The sequence below is a fragment of the Saccharomonospora marina XMU15 genome (assembly GCF_000244955.1).
GTDB lineage: Bacteria > Actinomycetota > Actinomycetes > Mycobacteriales > Pseudonocardiaceae > Saccharomonospora_A > Saccharomonospora_A marina.
Map to the genome: position 1 here is coordinate 5,320,594 of NZ_CM001439.1, position 15,767 is coordinate 5,336,360.

The 15,767-nt window shown below is 70.1% G+C and carries 18 protein-coding genes and 1 tRNA gene; 6 read left to right on the forward strand and 13 right to left on the reverse strand.

Annotated features, from left to right (window positions below; genetic code table 11):
- Window positions 1-301: 301 nt before the first annotated feature.
- The 3 genes from SACMADRAFT_RS25160 to SACMADRAFT_RS25170 all read right to left on the reverse strand — a co-directional run bounded on the left by SACMADRAFT_RS25160 (window position 302) and on the right by SACMADRAFT_RS25170 (window position 1,388).
- Window positions 302-388: transfer RNA gene (locus tag SACMADRAFT_RS25160), tRNA-Ser, on the reverse strand.
- A gap of 29 nt (window positions 389-417) precedes the next feature.
- Window positions 418-909, reverse strand: coding sequence for a nucleoside deaminase (locus tag SACMADRAFT_RS25165; protein ID WP_009156681.1), 492 nt, complete (start codon window positions 907-909; stop codon window positions 418-420).
- Window positions 906-1,388: a tRNA adenosine deaminase-associated protein gene (locus SACMADRAFT_RS25170; protein ID WP_009156682.1), complete on the reverse strand. Its 483-nt coding sequence runs from the start codon at window positions 1,386-1,388 to the stop codon at window positions 906-908. Before SACMADRAFT_RS25170 ends, SACMADRAFT_RS25165 begins: the two co-directional genes overlap by 4 nt.
- Before the next feature lie 73 nt (window positions 1,389-1,461).
- Between SACMADRAFT_RS25170 and SACMADRAFT_RS25175 the strand changes: the two genes are divergently transcribed.
- Window positions 1,462-2,694, forward strand: a complete 1,233-nt coding sequence (locus SACMADRAFT_RS25175; protein ID WP_009156683.1) for a M20 metallopeptidase family protein — start codon at window positions 1,462-1,464, stop codon at window positions 2,692-2,694.
- 6 nt (window positions 2,695-2,700) lie between these two features.
- A complete protein-coding gene (locus SACMADRAFT_RS25180) occupies window positions 2,701-3,678 on the forward strand; it encodes a prephenate dehydrogenase (protein WP_009156684.1) in 978 nt (325 codons plus the stop codon).
- 10 nt (window positions 3,679-3,688) lie between these two features.
- On the opposite strand, the gene SACMADRAFT_RS25185 is transcribed toward SACMADRAFT_RS25180, so the two are convergent.
- Window positions 3,689-3,913, reverse strand: coding sequence for an antitoxin (locus tag SACMADRAFT_RS25185; protein ID WP_009156685.1), 225 nt, complete (start codon window positions 3,911-3,913; stop codon window positions 3,689-3,691).
- Window positions 3,914-4,000: 87 nt separating this feature from the next.
- Between SACMADRAFT_RS25185 and SACMADRAFT_RS25190 the strand changes: the two genes are divergently transcribed.
- A complete protein-coding gene (locus tag SACMADRAFT_RS25190; RefSeq protein WP_009156686.1) occupies window positions 4,001-4,450 on the forward strand; it encodes an SRPBCC family protein in 450 nt (149 codons plus the stop codon).
- Window positions 4,451-4,465: 15 nt separating this feature from the next.
- Here SACMADRAFT_RS25190 and SACMADRAFT_RS25195 read toward each other — a convergent pair whose 3' ends face one another.
- The 7 genes from SACMADRAFT_RS25195 to SACMADRAFT_RS25225 form a co-directional block, all read right to left on the reverse strand.
- On the reverse strand, window positions 4,466-7,051 hold the full coding sequence (locus tag SACMADRAFT_RS25195) for a CHAT domain-containing protein (protein ID WP_040925890.1): 2,586 nt from the start codon (window positions 7,049-7,051) through the stop codon (window positions 4,466-4,468).
- Window positions 7,052-7,101: 50 nt separating this feature from the next.
- A complete protein-coding gene (locus SACMADRAFT_RS25200; protein WP_009156688.1) occupies window positions 7,102-7,566 on the reverse strand; it encodes a hypothetical protein in 465 nt (154 codons plus the stop codon).
- On the reverse strand, window positions 7,563-8,168 hold the full coding sequence (locus tag SACMADRAFT_RS25205; RefSeq protein ID WP_009156689.1) for an RNA polymerase sigma factor: 606 nt from the start codon (window positions 8,166-8,168) through the stop codon (window positions 7,563-7,565). The genes SACMADRAFT_RS25200 and SACMADRAFT_RS25205 overlap by 4 nt, the downstream gene beginning before the upstream one ends.
- A 99-nt stretch (window positions 8,169-8,267) precedes the next feature.
- Window positions 8,268-8,621: a protease inhibitor I42 family protein gene (locus SACMADRAFT_RS25210; protein WP_009156690.1), complete on the reverse strand. Its 354-nt coding sequence runs from the start codon at window positions 8,619-8,621 to the stop codon at window positions 8,268-8,270.
- A 114-nt stretch (window positions 8,622-8,735) separates the two neighbouring features.
- A complete protein-coding gene (locus tag SACMADRAFT_RS31065) occupies window positions 8,736-8,936 on the reverse strand; it encodes a hypothetical protein (protein ID WP_232285468.1) in 201 nt (66 codons plus the stop codon).
- A 431-nt stretch (window positions 8,937-9,367) separates the two neighbouring features.
- A complete protein-coding gene (locus SACMADRAFT_RS25220) occupies window positions 9,368-10,519 on the reverse strand; it encodes a C1 family peptidase (protein WP_009156692.1) in 1,152 nt (383 codons plus the stop codon).
- A 105-nt stretch (window positions 10,520-10,624) separates the two neighbouring features.
- Window positions 10,625-11,143 (reverse strand): GbsR/MarR family transcriptional regulator, encoded by a 519-nt coding sequence (locus SACMADRAFT_RS25225; protein WP_009156693.1) that lies wholly within the window; start codon window positions 11,141-11,143, stop codon window positions 10,625-10,627.
- A 94-nt stretch (window positions 11,144-11,237) separates the two neighbouring features.
- On the opposite strand from SACMADRAFT_RS25225, the gene SACMADRAFT_RS25230 reads away from it, so the two are divergent.
- Together SACMADRAFT_RS25230 and SACMADRAFT_RS25235 are read left to right on the forward strand one after the other, a co-directional pair.
- The gene (locus SACMADRAFT_RS25230; protein ID WP_040926815.1) at window positions 11,238-12,149 is read left to right on the forward strand and encodes an ABC transporter ATP-binding protein; all 912 of its coding nucleotides are present in this window, start codon (window positions 11,238-11,240) and stop codon (window positions 12,147-12,149) included.
- The gene (locus SACMADRAFT_RS25235; protein WP_009156695.1) at window positions 12,146-13,795 is read left to right on the forward strand and encodes an ABC transporter permease; all 1,650 of its coding nucleotides are present in this window, start codon (window positions 12,146-12,148) and stop codon (window positions 13,793-13,795) included. Before SACMADRAFT_RS25230 ends, SACMADRAFT_RS25235 begins: the two co-directional genes overlap by 4 nt.
- Before the next feature lie 157 nt (window positions 13,796-13,952).
- Here the strand turns inward: SACMADRAFT_RS25235 and SACMADRAFT_RS25240 are convergent, their stop codons facing one another.
- Window positions 13,953-14,447: a hypothetical protein gene (locus SACMADRAFT_RS25240; RefSeq protein WP_009156696.1), complete on the reverse strand. Its 495-nt coding sequence runs from the start codon at window positions 14,445-14,447 to the stop codon at window positions 13,953-13,955.
- Window positions 14,448-14,520: 73 nt separating this feature from the next.
- Entirely contained in the window at window positions 14,521-15,294 is a 774-nt protein-coding gene (locus SACMADRAFT_RS25245) for a hypothetical protein (RefSeq protein ID WP_009156697.1), read from the reverse strand.
- A gap of 72 nt (window positions 15,295-15,366) precedes the next feature.
- Here SACMADRAFT_RS25245 and SACMADRAFT_RS25250 point away from each other — a divergent pair, with 72 nt between their 5' ends.
- A complete protein-coding gene (locus tag SACMADRAFT_RS25250) occupies window positions 15,367-15,663 on the forward strand; it encodes a glutaredoxin domain-containing protein (protein WP_009156698.1) in 297 nt (98 codons plus the stop codon).
- Window positions 15,664-15,767: the final 104 nt, after the last annotated feature.

Below are 15,767 nucleotides of genomic sequence, written 5' to 3' on the forward strand. Positions count from 1 at the left end.
GTCGATCGATCGTTGCGGCGTTGTTGTCGGCAGCCACGACGTCCGCGCAATGCCTTTCGCGGCGAGCAGCAAGCGGTTACACGTACTGCGGTCACACCGACACGTTGAGCACACACCATCACCGCGCGGCCCGCACCGGCCACAACCTGACCGTGCTACCCCGGTCACACGGCCGTGCAACAAGACGATCAGCCGGACCGGGAACTGGGGCCGCAAACCGACGTGCCGCAGGCGAGAGCAGAAACAGCGAAAACGCCGGGCCGCTCTTCCTGAGCTGCCCGGCGTTTTGCCTGTTCACAAGCGGTAGCGGTGGGATTTGAACCCACGGACGGGGTTAACCGTCACACGATTTCGAGTCGTGCTCCTTCGGCCGCTCGGACACGCTACCGCCGGAAACGATACTGCATCGGCCCAGCGCTACTCGAACGACCCCGTCGCATCGCGTTGACCCGCGAAGAACTCCTCCAGCAACGCCGAACACTCCCGCGCGAGCACCCCGCCGATCACCTCGGGCCGGTGGTTGAGCCTGCGGTCGCGCACCACGTCCCACAGCGAACCGACCGCGCCCGTCCTCGGCTCCCACGCGCCGAACACCAACCTGGCCACGCGCGCCAGCACGATGGCACCCGCGCACATGGTGCACGGTTCGACGGTCACCGCGAGGGTGCAGCCCTCCAGCCGCCAACCGTCCCCGTACTCCCGCGCGGCCTCACGCAGGGCCAGGATCTCGGCGTGCGCTGTGGGGTCGCCCAGTTGCTCCCTGGCGTTGTGGGCACCGGCCAGCAGCCTGCCGTCGGGCGCGAACACCACGGCACCCACCGGCACGTCGGCGGTGCCCAGCGCCCGCCGCGCGAACCCGACGGCCGACCGCACGGCTTCGGCGTCGTCAGGGTCGAACGGCAGACTCACAGGTCGTCGACGAACTTGGCGAACTCGTCGCCGAAGCCACACCGCTGAGCGATCATCTGCAACTGCTCGTCGGGGTACAGCTCGACCTCGTTGACGATGACCTCCAACTCCGGACCCGGCATTCCCAGGTCGGCGAGGATCTCGAGGTCTCCCTCCGGCCAGATGACGTCGTCGTCATCGTCCGGTGGTTCGGCACGCAGCAGGTCGAGCACATCCGCCGCGACGTCGTAGTCGAGGGCCGCGGCCGCGTCGGACAGCAGCAGCGACGCACCGGTCGGGCTCGGCCGCACGATGACGAAGAACTCGTCGTCCACCGCCAGCAGCCCGAACACCGCACCGGTGGAGCGAAGCTTGCGCAACTGTGTGATCGCGGCATCCAGATCGGTGAGCGCGGCCGTGTCCAGCGGGCCGCATCGCCACCGGCCGTCCTCGCGCACGACCGCCACCGCGAACCCCGTGATCGGCTCCTTCACCGCCATGCGCCCACCGTATACCCGCGCGGCTCAGGTCGATCGACGAAAGCGTCAACCGAATGCGTGCCAGTATCAGGACATGACCGGACCCACCGAGTTGCCCTCGCTGCCCGATGCCCGACTTGCCGGATTGCTGGCGGAGGCAAGGGCGCTGCAGCCGCGCACGGTCGCGCTGCGGCGCGAGCTCCACCAGCACCCCGAGCTGGGCCTCATGCTGCCCCGCACCCAGGAGGCCGTCGTCGCCGCACTTGAGGGGCTGCCCCTGGAGATCACTCGCGGTACCACGACGACGTCCGTCACGGCCGTGCTTCGCGGCGGCAGGCCGGGGCCCGCGGTGCTGCTGCGCGGTGACATGGACGCGCTGCCGCTGACCGAGGACACCGGCGCCGAGTTCGCATCCGACGTGCCGGGGGTGATGCACGCCTGCGGGCACGACACCCACGTCGCCATGCTCGCTTCGGCGGCGCGACTGCTCAGCTCACACGTCGAGGAGTTGGCGGGCTCGGTCGTTTTCATGTTCCAGCCGGGCGAGGAAGGCCACCACGGTGCCCGCCACATGATCCACGAGGGTGTGCTGGACGCGGCGGGAACGCGAGTGGAGCGCGCGCTTGCCCTGCACGTTCACGCCAACCTGCCGAGCGGACTTGTCACCACGAGGCCCGGTCCGGTGATGGCCGCGGCCGACACCTTCGACATCCGGGTCGTCGGCTCGGGCGGACACGCCTCGATGCCGTACAACGCCGTGGACCCCATTCCCGCCGCGGCCGAACTCGTCGGCGCGTTGCAGACGATGGTGACCCGCCGGATCGACGTGTTCGATCCCGCCGTCGTCTCCGTCACCCGCGTCGTCGCGGGCACCACCAGCAACGTCATTCCGGAGAGCGCCGAGCTGTCGGGGACGATCCGCACGATGTCGGCGCGCACCAGGGCGCTGGTGCACGAGGACTTGCCCAAGGTTTGCGAGAACGTCGGCGCGGCACACGGCTGCCGGGTGCTCACCGACATCGAACCCGGCTACCCGCCCACGGTGAACTCGCCGGAACCGGCCGCGCGAGTGCTCCAGCTCGCCGCCGAGGTTCTCGGTGCCGACAATGTCGAGCCGATGTCCGCGCCGATCATGGGCGCGGAGGACTTCTCCTACGTGCTGCAACGGGTACCGGGTGCGTTCGCGTTCCTCGGTGCCTGCCCCAGCGGGACCGAGCCGACGCAGGCTGCGGCCAACCACTCCAACCGCGTGCACTACGACGAGGCGGCACTGGCCAACGGGGTGGCGATGTACGCGGCGTTCGCACTGGACGCCCTTCGCGGGTGAGGCAGGATGGGCGCCGTGCGAGACGTATGCGTGATCGGGTTGGGACTGATCGGCGGTTCGCTGCTGCGAGCGGCCGCGGCAGCGGGCAGGAAGGTGTGGGGCGCGACGGACTCCACATTGGATGCCCGGGCCGCCGAGGACGAAGGCTTCGACGTGTCCACCGATGTGCCGCAGGCGCTACGGCGAGCGGCGAAGGCGGACGCGGTGATCGTGCTGGCCGTGCCGCTGCCCGCGCTGGACACCGTGTTGCCGCTCGTCGCCGAGTACGCGCCTGACTGCCTGCTCACCGACGTCACCAGCGTCAAGGCCCCGGTGCGCGACGCCGTCGGCCGCACGGTCCCGGCGGCGAGGTACGTCGGTGGTCATCCGATGGCGGGCACGGCCAGGTCGGGCTTCGCCGCGAGCACGGCCACGTTGTTCGTCGGCGCGGCGTGGGTCGTCGCGATCGAGGAGGACACCGACCTGGCGGCGTGGCGGGAGGTAGCGACGCTGGCGCTGGACACGGGTGCGCACGTGGTGCCGCTCGGCTGCCGGGCACACGACGAGGTGGTCGCGCGCGTTTCCCACCTGCCGCACCTGTTCGCGGCGGTGCTGGCGGCGGTGGGTTCGTTCGGTGGTCCGCTGGCGGCGGCGCTGGCGGCCGGTTCGTTCGCCGACGGCACGCGGGTGGCGGGCACCCGGCCTGACCTGGTGCGGGCGATGGTCGAGGGCAACCGGGCGGCCCTGCTTCCCGTGCTCGACGAGGCGCTCGGCAAGCTCGGCGCGGCCCGGGGAGCGCTGGCCTCGACAGGCGGGGTGGCAGCCACCATCGAAGCGGGGCATGCGGGGATGCGGGCACTCGCCGAGCACAGGAACGCCGCACGTGTGGCGGTCACGGTGGACCTGACCGCCGCCGAGGCTCGCGACGGCCTGATCGCGCTGGGGGAACGCGGTGGCCGGGTCACGGCCGTGACTGGTGAGGTGGCCTCCGGGGAGGTGTGCTGAGCGGCCGGGATTACCTGGGGCCGCCCTGCTGGTCACCCCCGTGCTGCCCGCCGCCCGCGTTCTTGCGCAGCATTTCCTTGGCCTTACGGCTGGCACTGTCGATCTTGCCCGCTTGCTTGCCGAACCGGGACCTGGCAGCCCCGCTCGCCTTGTCGATGCCCTGCTCGATCTTGCCGCTGTTCTTGCTGAGTGCGTCCTTGGCCCTGTGCTTGATCTGGTCGAAGTTGATACCCATGCCCTCCAGAGCACCAGCATTCGCGCGATGGCGCAACGTGGAGAGCGCGGCTGCCCTACTCGCGCTGTCGGCGGCTATCGTTGACCGATGGCCAACAGGACCTACTCGTTCGAGGTGCGGCGCAGCAGCACCGCCCCGCCGCAGCAGCTGTTCGAACTGGAGACCGACGGTGCGAACTGGTCTCGGTGGGCACGACCACTGGTGATGCACTCCTCGTGGGAGCGACGGGGCGAACCGGAGGACGGCGGGATCGGCGCGATCCGCAAGGTGGGTGCGTGGCCGCTGTTCATGCGTGAGCAAACCACCGGTTACGAACCGCCCCACCGGCACGTCTACACCTTCGCGGGCACCGCACCGGTGCGCGACTACCACGCCGAGGTGCTGCTGAGCCCCGACGGTTCCGGGGGCACCCTGCTGTGCTGGCGCGCGACCTTCACCGAGGCCGTGCCCGGCACCGGCCCGCTGGCGAAGCTGATGCTGCACGCCGCGGTCCGGTTCCTGGCCACCCGGCTGGTCGCCGCTGCCGAACGCGGGTAGCAGCACGCTGGCCGGTCAGCCGGCCCCCAGACACAGGAAGGGTCGCCGCAACGGATCCACCGCCGTCGCCTGCGCCAGCGCCACGGCCGGTGAGAGCCCGGCGGCGAGGCTGCGGTGCAGGTCCGTCATCGCCTGCGCGGCCGCACTGTCGCCGACCCTGGCCACGGCCCCGACAACCGTTCGAGAACCACTCGCCAACAGCGCGCCCGCGAACCCGAGAGCCTCCTCGCCCGGCCGGATGTGGCTCATCGCCAGTTCACACGCCGCAAGCACCACCCGCTGCGGCGGGTTGGACAGCCGTGCGGCCTCGTGGGCGAACAGCGGACCGTCGATGAGGTCCAGCCGGGAGAACAGCGCGTTGCCCGGCTCGTGCGCACCGTGCGCGACCAGGTGCGCCACGCCGGAACCCTCCAGCGCCGACAACACCGTCTCGCTGGTCGCCGCCTCACCGTCCACCAACCGCGCCGACGGGTACACCGTCCGCAGTTGACGCACCTCCCCGACAGCTCCCGGCACACCGGGACCGCCGACCAACACCACCGGCTCCGGCCTACCCGCGCGGGCGGCGGCGACCCACACCGTCGCCGAGGGGGCGACCGAAAGCGGTCTGCCCCGCAGGCTGGGCAGGGCGGGCCACGGCAGGGCGTGCAGCGACCCGGTTGGAACGATCACCAGTTCGGTGTCGCCGATCAACCCGGAGAGTGGGCGGATCAGCCGCTCGTCGAGCAGCGCCGCCCTGCGCCGCGCCGACGCCGACACCGCCGCGCTCAACGCGGTGGGCAACTGGTCCGGCGCCAGCGCGTGCAGATCGGCGTGCAGTTGCCTCGCGGTCTCCACCACCTCGGAAAGCGATCCCAGCCGCACCAGGTTGAACCGGCCGTCACGCACCACGACCGCGGCAAGGGAGTCGGCATGGCCGACCAGGCTCACCAGTGTGCGCCCGCCCAGCCGCTGCGCGACCTCCTCCGGCGAGCACACCGGCCTCGGCCTGCCCCAGCGGCTGGTGTACCAGCCGAGCCTGCTCGCCTCCCGTTGCAGCCACGCGTACCGGCTCTCCAGTGCTGCCACCGGCTTGCCTGTCAGCCGGTGCTGCTGGACGGTGCGCTGCACGTGCCGCATCTCGGTGAGGTACCTGGCCAGCACCGGGTCGTCGATCGCGGGCAGCGGCTCGTAGCGGTACACCTGCGCGCGGGTGCGTTCCTGCCAGGCGAGCAGCCTGCGCGCGCCCTGCTGCCCGCGCGCTCGGGCGAGCACGTGACCGACGGCCAGCGCGCCCAGTTCCTGACCGTGCACGGCGGTGCCGCACAGCAGGTCGAGACCACCCATCCGGTCGCGGGCCCAGCCCAGTTCGGTCAGTCCCGCCCGAGCCTGCGCCAGCGCGGAGCGGGGCCGTCCCGTGGCGACAGCCAATTCGGCACGGCACAGCCGCAGCAGCATCTTGTGGTCCACCGGGCTGGTCCTTCGCGGCTTCGGCACCTTCGCCAACTGTTCGGCCGCCGCGTCGAAGGCACCCCTGCGCACCAGCAGCCGTACCGCGAGCAGCCGTGCCGCCGCGGTCTCGTCGCGCAGCCCCAGCCCGGCAAGCCGGTCGGCGACCCGCAGCAGGTTGGACGGCAGCCGCGCCGGTGGCGTCGCTGCGCTTTCCAGTACCTCGGTGGCGTCCGCGCGCAGCCGTGCCAGCGCGGCGACCTCCGCCCACGGCTTGTTGCCACGACGCAGGAACCGGCGACGCGCCAGGACGGCGAGGTGACGAGCCAGGTCGTAGTCGCCTTCGAGCAGCGCCGCGGCCGCCCTCGCGACCTTGGCTTCGGCCAAGTCCTGGATGACTCGGTTGCGGCGCAGGTCGGGTAGTGCCTCGTCGAGGTGTCTCGCGGCTTCCCTTGCCAGTCCCGCGACCAGCAGCGCCCTTGCCTGGTCCAGCCGGACCCTGGCCAGCCAGCCGGGCGCGACCGATTCCAGAATCCTTGCCGCCTCCTCGTAGTGGTGCAGCGCGCCGGGGATGTCGCCCGCCAGCTGCGCGAGGTCACCGAGGCCGTGGCGCGCCTTGCCCTCGATGCGGGCGAGGCCGTGTTCCGCGGCCAACTCGATGGCCCTGTCGAAGTCTCGAGCCGCCGCGTCGACGTCGCCCATCTCGGCATGGATCTGGGCCCGGTTCGTCATGGTGCGGGCAAGCAGCAGGCCGTCCTCACTCTGCAGCCGCTCCAGCGTGGGAATGATGGCGTCGAAAAGGGCAAGCGACTCCGCGGGCCTGCCGACCCGGAACAGCAACAGGGCGCGCTGCCCTGAGATGACCGCCTGCAACTCCTGCTTGCTGCGGCCCTCGGGCAACTGCTCAAGGTGCGCCTGTGCTCGCCTGAGTCCCCGGAACCCCTTTGCTGTGGAACCCACTTCCGAGGTCGCCAGGGCAAGACTGATCAGTACCCTGATCCTGGCCGCCACCCAGGCGGGGTCGGGTCGCGCCTCGGCGTCGATCAACCGCAACGCCTTGCGCAGCAGCCGAATGGCTTCGATGTTGTGCGCGCTCGCCGCGGAGTCGTTGGCCTTCCGGTGCAGGGCGAGCACCGCGTCGAGGTCCCGATTCTGTTGTGTCCCGCCACGCACGGGGTCTATATGAGCACACCCGTCAACAGCGCTGTCACGCCGGATGGCTGCTACAGCACCACGGCCGGGGTGACGATGGTGCGGCGGCACGATTCGCCGCCGATGTACACCACTATCTGGGTGGTTCCGCTCGGCACGTCGTTGAGTACGAACCGGCCGCCGTCGTCGGCGACCGTGGTGAACGAGTCGTGTCCGGCCACCCTCACTTCGACCGTGTACTGGCCTTCCGGCACGAGCCAGCCGTCGATGCGATGTCGCTGCCCCGTCTCGGTCAGGTTGATCATCACAGTGAGGTCGCTCACTGTGAAAGTGATCGTGCCCTGGGCCACGCTGCGCACTCCGGTCAGCGCGTCCGCCCTTTCCCAACGCGCGACCTCGACGTCCAGGTCCTCCAGCGCCAGCGCGAACTGCACCCGTTCCACCAGGTCGTCCGGCGGCGGGTCGAGTTCGTGGACGAACCTGTCCAGCTCCAGCAGCAGCGTGTCGTCGTCCGGGAAGGTGTTGCCCTCGTTCATACGCTGCCCCCTTGAGCTTCCAGCAGTCCCCGCATCCGCTGCAGGCACCGACCCCTCGTAGGTCCGATGCTGCCATGCGGAATGCGAAGTGCGTCGGCGACCAGCCGATACTCGGCACGTCCTGAGAGAACCGTCAACCGCAGCAACTCCTGACACCGCTGCGGCAACTGCGCGAACGCCCGCCACAACCGGCGATCGCGATCGGCACGAACCGCTTCCGCGTCCGGCGCGGGTTGCGCGCTGGGAACGGTTTCGGCCAACTCCTCGGTGAGCGGCACCGGTGCGGGCTTTCGCCGTGCCGCACGCTGCGCCTCCCTTCTCGACGTGGTGATGAGCCACGCGGCGAGTGCCTTGGGGTCGGCGAGCTGATCCAGGTGCCGGAACAGGGCGAGCCACACCGTCTGCACGACGTCCTCCGCGGTGTGCCTGTCCAGCCCGTTGCCACGCGCGACCTGCCACACCAGCGGCGTCAACTCCTTGACGAGCCGGTTCATCGCGGCACGGTTTCCCGCGCGCGCCTGGTGCATGCACGCCGCGTACAGCTCATGTCCGCGCAGACCTTCCCACGACGGGTCCGCCTCGGCGGTTCTGGCGTCGGTCACCGCATCCGCCCTCCCGGATCGCGCTGTTCAAGTCGGCGCAGGCAGTATCTCGGGCCGGAAGGGACAGCGGAGTGGGTTGCCGGAATAGAGATACATTGCTCACTCGGTCGGAGTAACGGACAGGACGAAACTGACCGAGCGGCGCGGCCGGTCCTCCCACGGCCGCGCCAGCTCGGCCTCGATGAGGTGCCGGCCGGCGCCCACGACATCCAGCGCCAGCCGGCGAACCCCACCACCCCCCGGGGCCCCGTTCCCAACAGGGCCCGTTTCCGGATGGTCGCCACCCCCACGGACGTATTCGTCGGCGACCAGCCGAACCCCCTCAGGGAGGCGAAGTGACCACCGGTAACCCGACGTCCGAAGCTCCGGGAGCCGCAACTCCACGGTGTCTCCGACGCGCAACTCCGCTGCCCTGCCCGCATCGGACTGCGCCAGCCGGACCAGTGCCACCACGCCCCGTCCTTTCCTGTGCCTGCGGCCGCTACGTCCGGCCGTCCTCCTCTTCTCCCGGGCGGTGGTGGCCGACGGCCCCCTCGGCTGCCGGCCACCACCTGTTCCGCGCGAGGTTCAGACCAGCAACTGGTCGATCTCCCCGCGCGAGTCCTCGTGATAAGCGACAGGCAGCCGGTAGTTCTTCGCAAGCAGCGCCAGCAGCGTCAGATGGCTGTGGCCGGACTCGGAGGCGGGAGACAGCCGCTTCCAGCCCGCGCCGTGCACCGAGATCCACACCCCCGGCGATTCCCCTGCCGACCACAGTTGCGTGATCAATCGATGCTGGCTCCAACCACTTTCGGAGGTGACCGCAGGTCGAGCCGGCTGCCGCTGGCTGCCCCCGTTGGGTGGCGGTGCGTAGGGGACCCAACCGGTCGGTACCACCGGCCTCGGCGGCGGCGCATACGGATCCCAACCAGCCGGTACCACCGGCCTCGGCGGCGGCGCATACGGATCCCAACCAGCCGGTACCACCGGCCTCGGCGGCGGCGCATACGGATCCCAACCAGCCGGTACCACCGGCCTCGGCGGCGGCGCATACGGATCCCAACCAGCCGGCGCCACCGGGCCCGGCGGGGGCGCATACGGATCCCAACCAGTCGGCGGAGCGGGCGGCTGCACGTCCGGTGTGGACTCCTCCGGCTGTACCTCGTCCGCTGCCTTCGCGTCGTTCACCGCGTCCTGTGTCATGGTGCCTCTTCCTCGAGTCAGCCGCCGTGGCTGATCGTGCTGAGCTCGTCGTTGTCGACGAACGGTGCGATGGTGTGACCGCTCGCCCTGGCGGAGCCGAGCACCGCCAGCGTGGTCGTCAGTTCGTCGGGCCCACCGCCGATGCGGGTCCATCCGAGGTTCTCCAGACAGACCCAACCGTTGGCCTGGTGCGCCGTCACGAACAATCCGAGCGCGCGCTGCGCTGGTAGCCAGGCGCGCAGGTTCACCCCGGTGCACCCGAGGGTGGTCGACCTCGGGTCGGGGTAGTCCTCGATGTAGGCCTCGCCGTAGGCGATACGCAAGAACCCGTTCTCTCCCCATTCGGGGCCCCACGAGTTCTTCGCGACCCAGCAGCCCGCGTCGTCGTCCCAGCCGATCAGTGCCACGCAGTGCCCACCGCTGGTCTGCTCGGTGGTGTGCCGGTAGACACCGCCGGTGTAGTGGAACAGGTCGTCGTACACCACGAGGCAGGCCGTCACGGCGCCGTAGCCGTAGATGTGCTCCTTGATGGCCGCCGGATCGCTGCTGAGATCGACGACGCCGTCGGCCTTGGCCACCCTGTCGCGCCATGCCGGGTTGAGCGCACCCGCGTCGTCATCGGTGTAGGGGTAGTAGTCGGCGAACGTCACCCCGAGCTTGCGGCAGTCCTCGAACAGCTCGTCCGGCCAGGTGCCGTCCGGCAGAATCGCCTCCCGCGCGGCGGCGTGGCCGAAGAACAGGTGGGCTTCGGACAGACCCAGCTTCAGACCAGGCGCACCCCTGGTGTATGCCGCTGTGGTCTCCAGTGCCGCCACCGTGCCGAACGCGCTGCAGGAACCGCACTCACCCTGGTCCTTGACCGGCGTGACGTAGTTTCGACCGGCCACGTCGCGCAGGTCGAACGCCCGAGGCAGGTGCGGGGTGGGAGCGTGCTCGGCACGTACCGGCCTTCCCTCGAGTGACAGCGCGGCCTCGGCCATGCGGGCGGGAAGATCCGCCCGCGCGCTGATCTCCTCGGCCGACGGTGAGGGAACGCCGAGCCTGGCCCTGCGCGAGGTGGCGGAGAGCCTGCTCAGCCACGTTTCCCCGCACCGCCACGGGTCGCCCATCGTGGCGAGCGAGTCGCGGATCACCGCGAGCTCGGCCACACATGGGTGCTCGTCGCTCATTGCGTCCCTCCCTGCGCGGTCGGCGTGCTGTCGCCCATAGGACGCACGCGGGGGGCCACCAGATACATCCGGGAGGAACTTTTTTCGTGAGCGAGTCGCGGACCGCTAGCTCGCCGCCGCTTCCTGCCCGCCGTGCTCCTCGTGCCAACGCTCGAACAGCAACGGGATCTCCCTCACCATGAAGTCAAGGAAGTCGACCATGTGCGCCAGCCGCCTGCCTGCGGGAGTGTTCTCGCCGACCGCCGCCACACCTTCCGCCGTGGCGTCGCGCCAGACCCGCATCATGCGGTCGCGCTTGAGGAACGACGCATACCAGAGGTCGTCGTAGAGGCGGTAGTGGTCACGCCTCGCGCCGGGCTGCCGTTCCTTGGTGACCAGCCCCATCTGCTCCAGATAGCGAACGGCGCCGGAGATAGCGGCTGGGCTGACTTTGAGTGCCTCGGCGAGTTCCGCCGCGGTCATCCGGCCGCTGTCGGTGACCGTCAGGGCGGAGAACACCCTCGCGGGCATGCGCTGGAAGCCCATCTGGGTCAGCGCCAGCGCCAGTTTCTCGACATACTCGCGAACTGCCTCCTCATCCCTGGTGAAGCTCGGGTCGCGCTGGGACTGTGGCCTGCTCGACATGTCGATCCATCCCTTCCGTCGGGTTCGGTCAATCACCAAATCTATACTGTTTCACATCTTCACAACTTTGTGAAACCAGTGTAGTTTCATGAACATGGAAAACGCCATATCCGTGAAGGACCTGCACAAGTCCTTCGGGCCGACGAAGGCCCTCGACGGACTGAACCTGTCGGTCGCGACCGGCGAGGTCCACGGCTTCCTCGGCCCCAACGGCGCGGGCAAGTCGACGGCCGTTCGGGTGCTGCTCGGGCTCCTTCGCGCCGACCGTGGGCAGGTGAGCCTGCTGGGTGGTGACCCCTGGCGTGACGCGACCTCGCTACACCGCCGACTCGCCTACGTACCCGGTGACGTCAATCTGTGGCCCAACCTCAGCGGCGGCGAGGTGATCGATCTGCTCGGCAGGCTGCGCGGAGGTCTGGACAGGCGCCGCCGCGACGAACTGATCGAGCGCTTCGACCTCGATCCCAGAAAGAAGGGCCGCACCTACAGCAAGGGCAACAGGCAGAAGGTTGCCGTCGTGGCCGCGCTCGCCTCCAACGTCGAGCTACTGATCATGGACGAGCCGACCTCGGGGCTCGACCCGCTGATGGAGGCGATCTTTCAGGAAACCATCCAGGAAGAGCGAGGGCAGGGCCGCACCGTGCTGCTGTCCAGCCACATCCTCGCCGAGGTGGAGGCACTGTGCGACCGGGTGAGCATCATCCGCAACGGACGGATCGTGGAGAGCGGCACGCTCGCCGACCTGCGCCACCTGACGAAGACGTCGATCTCCGCCGAGCTCGCCGGACACCCTAACGGCCTTTCCCAGCTGCGTGACGTGCACGACCTCAAGATCGAGGGCAACCACGTCCGGTTCGACGTCGAGACCGACGCACTCGACGAGGCACTGCGCCAGCTCACCCAGGTCGGCGTTCGCAGCCTGACCAGCCAGCCACCGACGCTGGAGGAGTTGTTCCTGCGCCACTACACCGAGACACCCGGGCCCGAGGCGGCGACGGCGAAATGACCACCACCGTCGAGCACGCCACGGCCCGCGCGCCGTACTCCTCGGCGAGAGCGAGCCACCTCACGGGCACGTGGCACCTGATCCGGCTGGCACTGCGCCGCGACCGCATCGTGCTGCCGATCTGGTTGCTGGTGCTCGCGCTCGCGCCCGCGGGCACCGTCGGCGCGTACGAGCAGCTCTACCCGACCCAGGTCGAGCGCGAAGCGCTGACGGCGAGCATGGGCAACAACCCTTCCATCGCGTTGCTCTACGGACCGGCGTTCGACCTGTCCACCGCAGGCGGCTTCACGGCGTGGCGGTTCGGCACACTGCTGCCGCTGTTCCTCGCGCTCGTGTGCGTCTTCACGATGACGCGGCACACCAGGCAGGAGGAAGACACCGGCAGGCAGGAGCTGCTGTCGTCCACCGTGCTCGGCCGCTACGCGGCGCTCACCGCCTCGGTAGTCGTCTGCTCGGTGTTCGGGCTCGCCACCGGCCTGCTCACCGCGGGCGCGCTGATCGGCGCCGGGTTGTCCGCCACCGGATCACTCGCGCTCGGGCTCGGGTTCGCCTCGGTGACCTGGGTGTTCACCGCGGTGGCTGCGATCACGGCCCAGCTCGCCGAGTACTCCCGCACGGCCAACGGAATCGCGAGCGCGGTGCTGGGCGTGACGTTCGCCTTCCGCGCGCTCGGCGACGCCGCCACCGACGTGAGCTGGCTTTCGTGGCTGTCGCCGATCGGCTGGAGCACGCAGCTGCGGCCGTTCGCCGACGAGCGGTTCTGGGTACTGCTCATTCCGCTCGCCGTGACGGTGGCGCTGCTGGCGGTGGCCTACGCACTGCAGCCAAGACGCGACATCGGCATGGGGTTGCTGCCCACGAGCCTCGGGCCCTCGGGCGCGGCACCGAGCCTGCGCACACCGTTCGCGCTCGCCCTGCGGCTGCACCGGGGAGTGTTCATCGGGTGGCTGACCGGCTTCGCCGTTATGGCCGTGCTGTTCGGCGGGATGGCCGCCGGGATCGGCGACCTCGTCGGCACCAGTGAGCAGGCACGCCAGGTGTTCGAGCGGATGGGCGGCTCGGACGCGATCGTGGAGGCCTTCCTCGCCGCGATGGCCAACTCGTTCGGGATGGTGGCCACTCTCTACGCGGTGCAGGCCGCGCTGCGGATGCGCGCGGAGGAATCCGCCGTGCGGGTCGAACCACTGCTGGCCACCGGTGTCGGCAGGCTGCGCTGGATGGGTGGCCACCTGGTGTTCGTGTTGCTCGGCAGCGCACTGCTGCTGGCGGGGGCGGGGCTTGGTATGGGCTTGGCACACGGGTTGCGGGTCGGCGACGTCGGCGGCCAGGTGTCGGCGGTGCTCGTCGCCTGTATCGCACAGCTTCCAGCGGTGTGGCTGGTGGCGGGTGTGGCGGTCGCGGTGTTCGGCGCCGTGCCGAAACTGACCAACACCGTATGGGCTGTCGCGGCCGTCTTCCTGTTGATCAGCATGTTCGGACCCGCACTCGACCTCGACCAGGCGGTGCTGGACGTCTCGCCGTTCCAGCACATTCCGAAGCTGCCTGGCGAGGAGTTGACCGTGGCACCGCTGGCGTGGCTTTCCGCCGTCGCGATCGCGTTCATCGGCGCCGGGATGGTCGCGTTCCGACGCAGAGACATCGGCTAGGGGAGCCGAGCAGGGGTGGGTCCGGCCCAGTCGGGGAGGCCGGGCCCACCCGCCCGCGAGTCCCCCGCTCCCGCCCGCGAGTCCCCCGCTCCCGTCCACGAGTTCTGCGCTCCCGTCCACGAGTTCTGCGCTCCGGCGGTGACGCCGCGCGGCAGCTTCAGGCTCGCTCGCTGATCCGCCCACGCGAGTCCACAACCAGGTTCGCCTGTGGTCCCCCTGCACCACAGTCGGGGCCGTTGGGGTACTGCGGAGTCGGGGTCACGCTCAGGGTCCGGTGCGCTAGCCGCTCACCATCCCCACCCGTGACGGTCAGCGTGACCTCGACCGGCCGCTGCGGCAGATCAGCGATGTCGGCGAAACCGTGCTGACCGCCCGTGGGCCGCAGCCGTGCGGAGCAGACGTCGTCCGGGCGCTCACCCGCACACGTCGAATCCGTGGCAGCGGTGGACTGGAACAGCTCGATCGGATAGGTGCGGCACGAACCACCCCAGCAGGTACGCAGTGTGGCGGCCTCGGCAGCGAGCCCGGCGCCGATATCGACCCCGATGCCGACCCTGACGCCGATCTCGGTACAGGGCGGCTGCCCTCCCGATCCCACCGAAGCCCCGCAGGAGGAGACCAGCAACAGTGCCAGCAACGCCGTGGAACGCATACGTCAAGGACGCGCGGCCACCCCCGCGACGTTGCATCGAAACGCGACCGACCCCGGGCACCGGCCGTGCCCGCTACTCGCTGCCGAGTTCGGTGACACGCTGCTCCGCGTCCGCCACCTCGCGATCGGCCGCAGCCAGTGCCTGCTTCGCCTCCGCCGTGCGCTTTCGTGCCTTCGCCTCCTCGCGTTCGGCCGCCCGCAGTTCCTTTCGCGCGGTGTCGCGAGCCGACCTGGCCTGCGCGGCAGCCTCCCGTGCCTGCTTCAACCGCTGCCGCCGCTGCCGTGCCGTGTCGGCGCCTTTGCGGCTGTCCGGCTGCTCTCCCCGCTCCCGCCGCTTTCCCTTGCCGGGTTTGCGTTGTGCGGGTCCGGCCTGCTGCGCGGTGGGTAGCCACGCGCCCGCGAACGCGTCGGGCGGGCGCAACGCGAAGACCAGGCGCCCACGCCGCACCGCGCGAGCGGACTCCGGGTCGGCGACAGCCGCATCGAGTGTCTCGGTGACCTCCCTGGACACCGCCTCGCTGACCCGCCCGGCCGCGGCCTGTGTCAGCTCGCGGACGAGGTCGTGGCGTTGCCTGGACAACTCGCGCAGCCGATCGCCCGCGAGGTCGGTGTGCGCGTCACGAAGAGCGTCGCCCAGCCTGTGAAGGCCCTCGATGTCGTCGGGCCTGCTGCGTACGAGGTGGTTGACGAGCGCGGCCGAACTGGTCGGCTTGCGCAGTTGGTGGATTCGTTCGGCGAGGTCGCGGTCGCCGTCGGCGCGTGCCCGCGCCGCGCGCTCCTCGCGCAGCCGCGTGAACTCCTCACGGCGGGCTGCGTACAGCTCGTCGGCCACGGCCTCGAAGTCCATTCGGTCAGCGTCTCGCAAGGGTGCCGCCTCGGCCAGCCGTGGCCACGGCTACGGTGCAGGTGGGAGGAAGATGTGGCCGTCGAAGCGATCGAGTTCTACTGGCGACCTGGGTGCCCGTTCTGTGCGAGCCTGCGCAGGCGGCTGCGCAAGAGCGGCCTGCCGGTGCGAGAGGTCGACATCTGGAGCGACCCTGCCGCGGCGGCACGGGTACGCGCTGCCGCGGGCGGCAACGAGACCGTGCCCACCGTGTTCATCGGCCCGATGGCGTTGGTCAACCCCAGCATGAGCGAGGTGAAGGAGGCGGTACGAGAGCAGGCGCCGCGCCTGCTGGAGACCGCCACGCCACCACGGCGCTGGTTCCGCCGCTGAGACTTCCACGCCGCTCGAAGTCGCTTTTTTCACTGGGCGACAACTGCCTCGGCAAGGGCTTCGCCGGACCGTACGCTTGTTGTGCCCGTTTCCCCGTGCGGGTA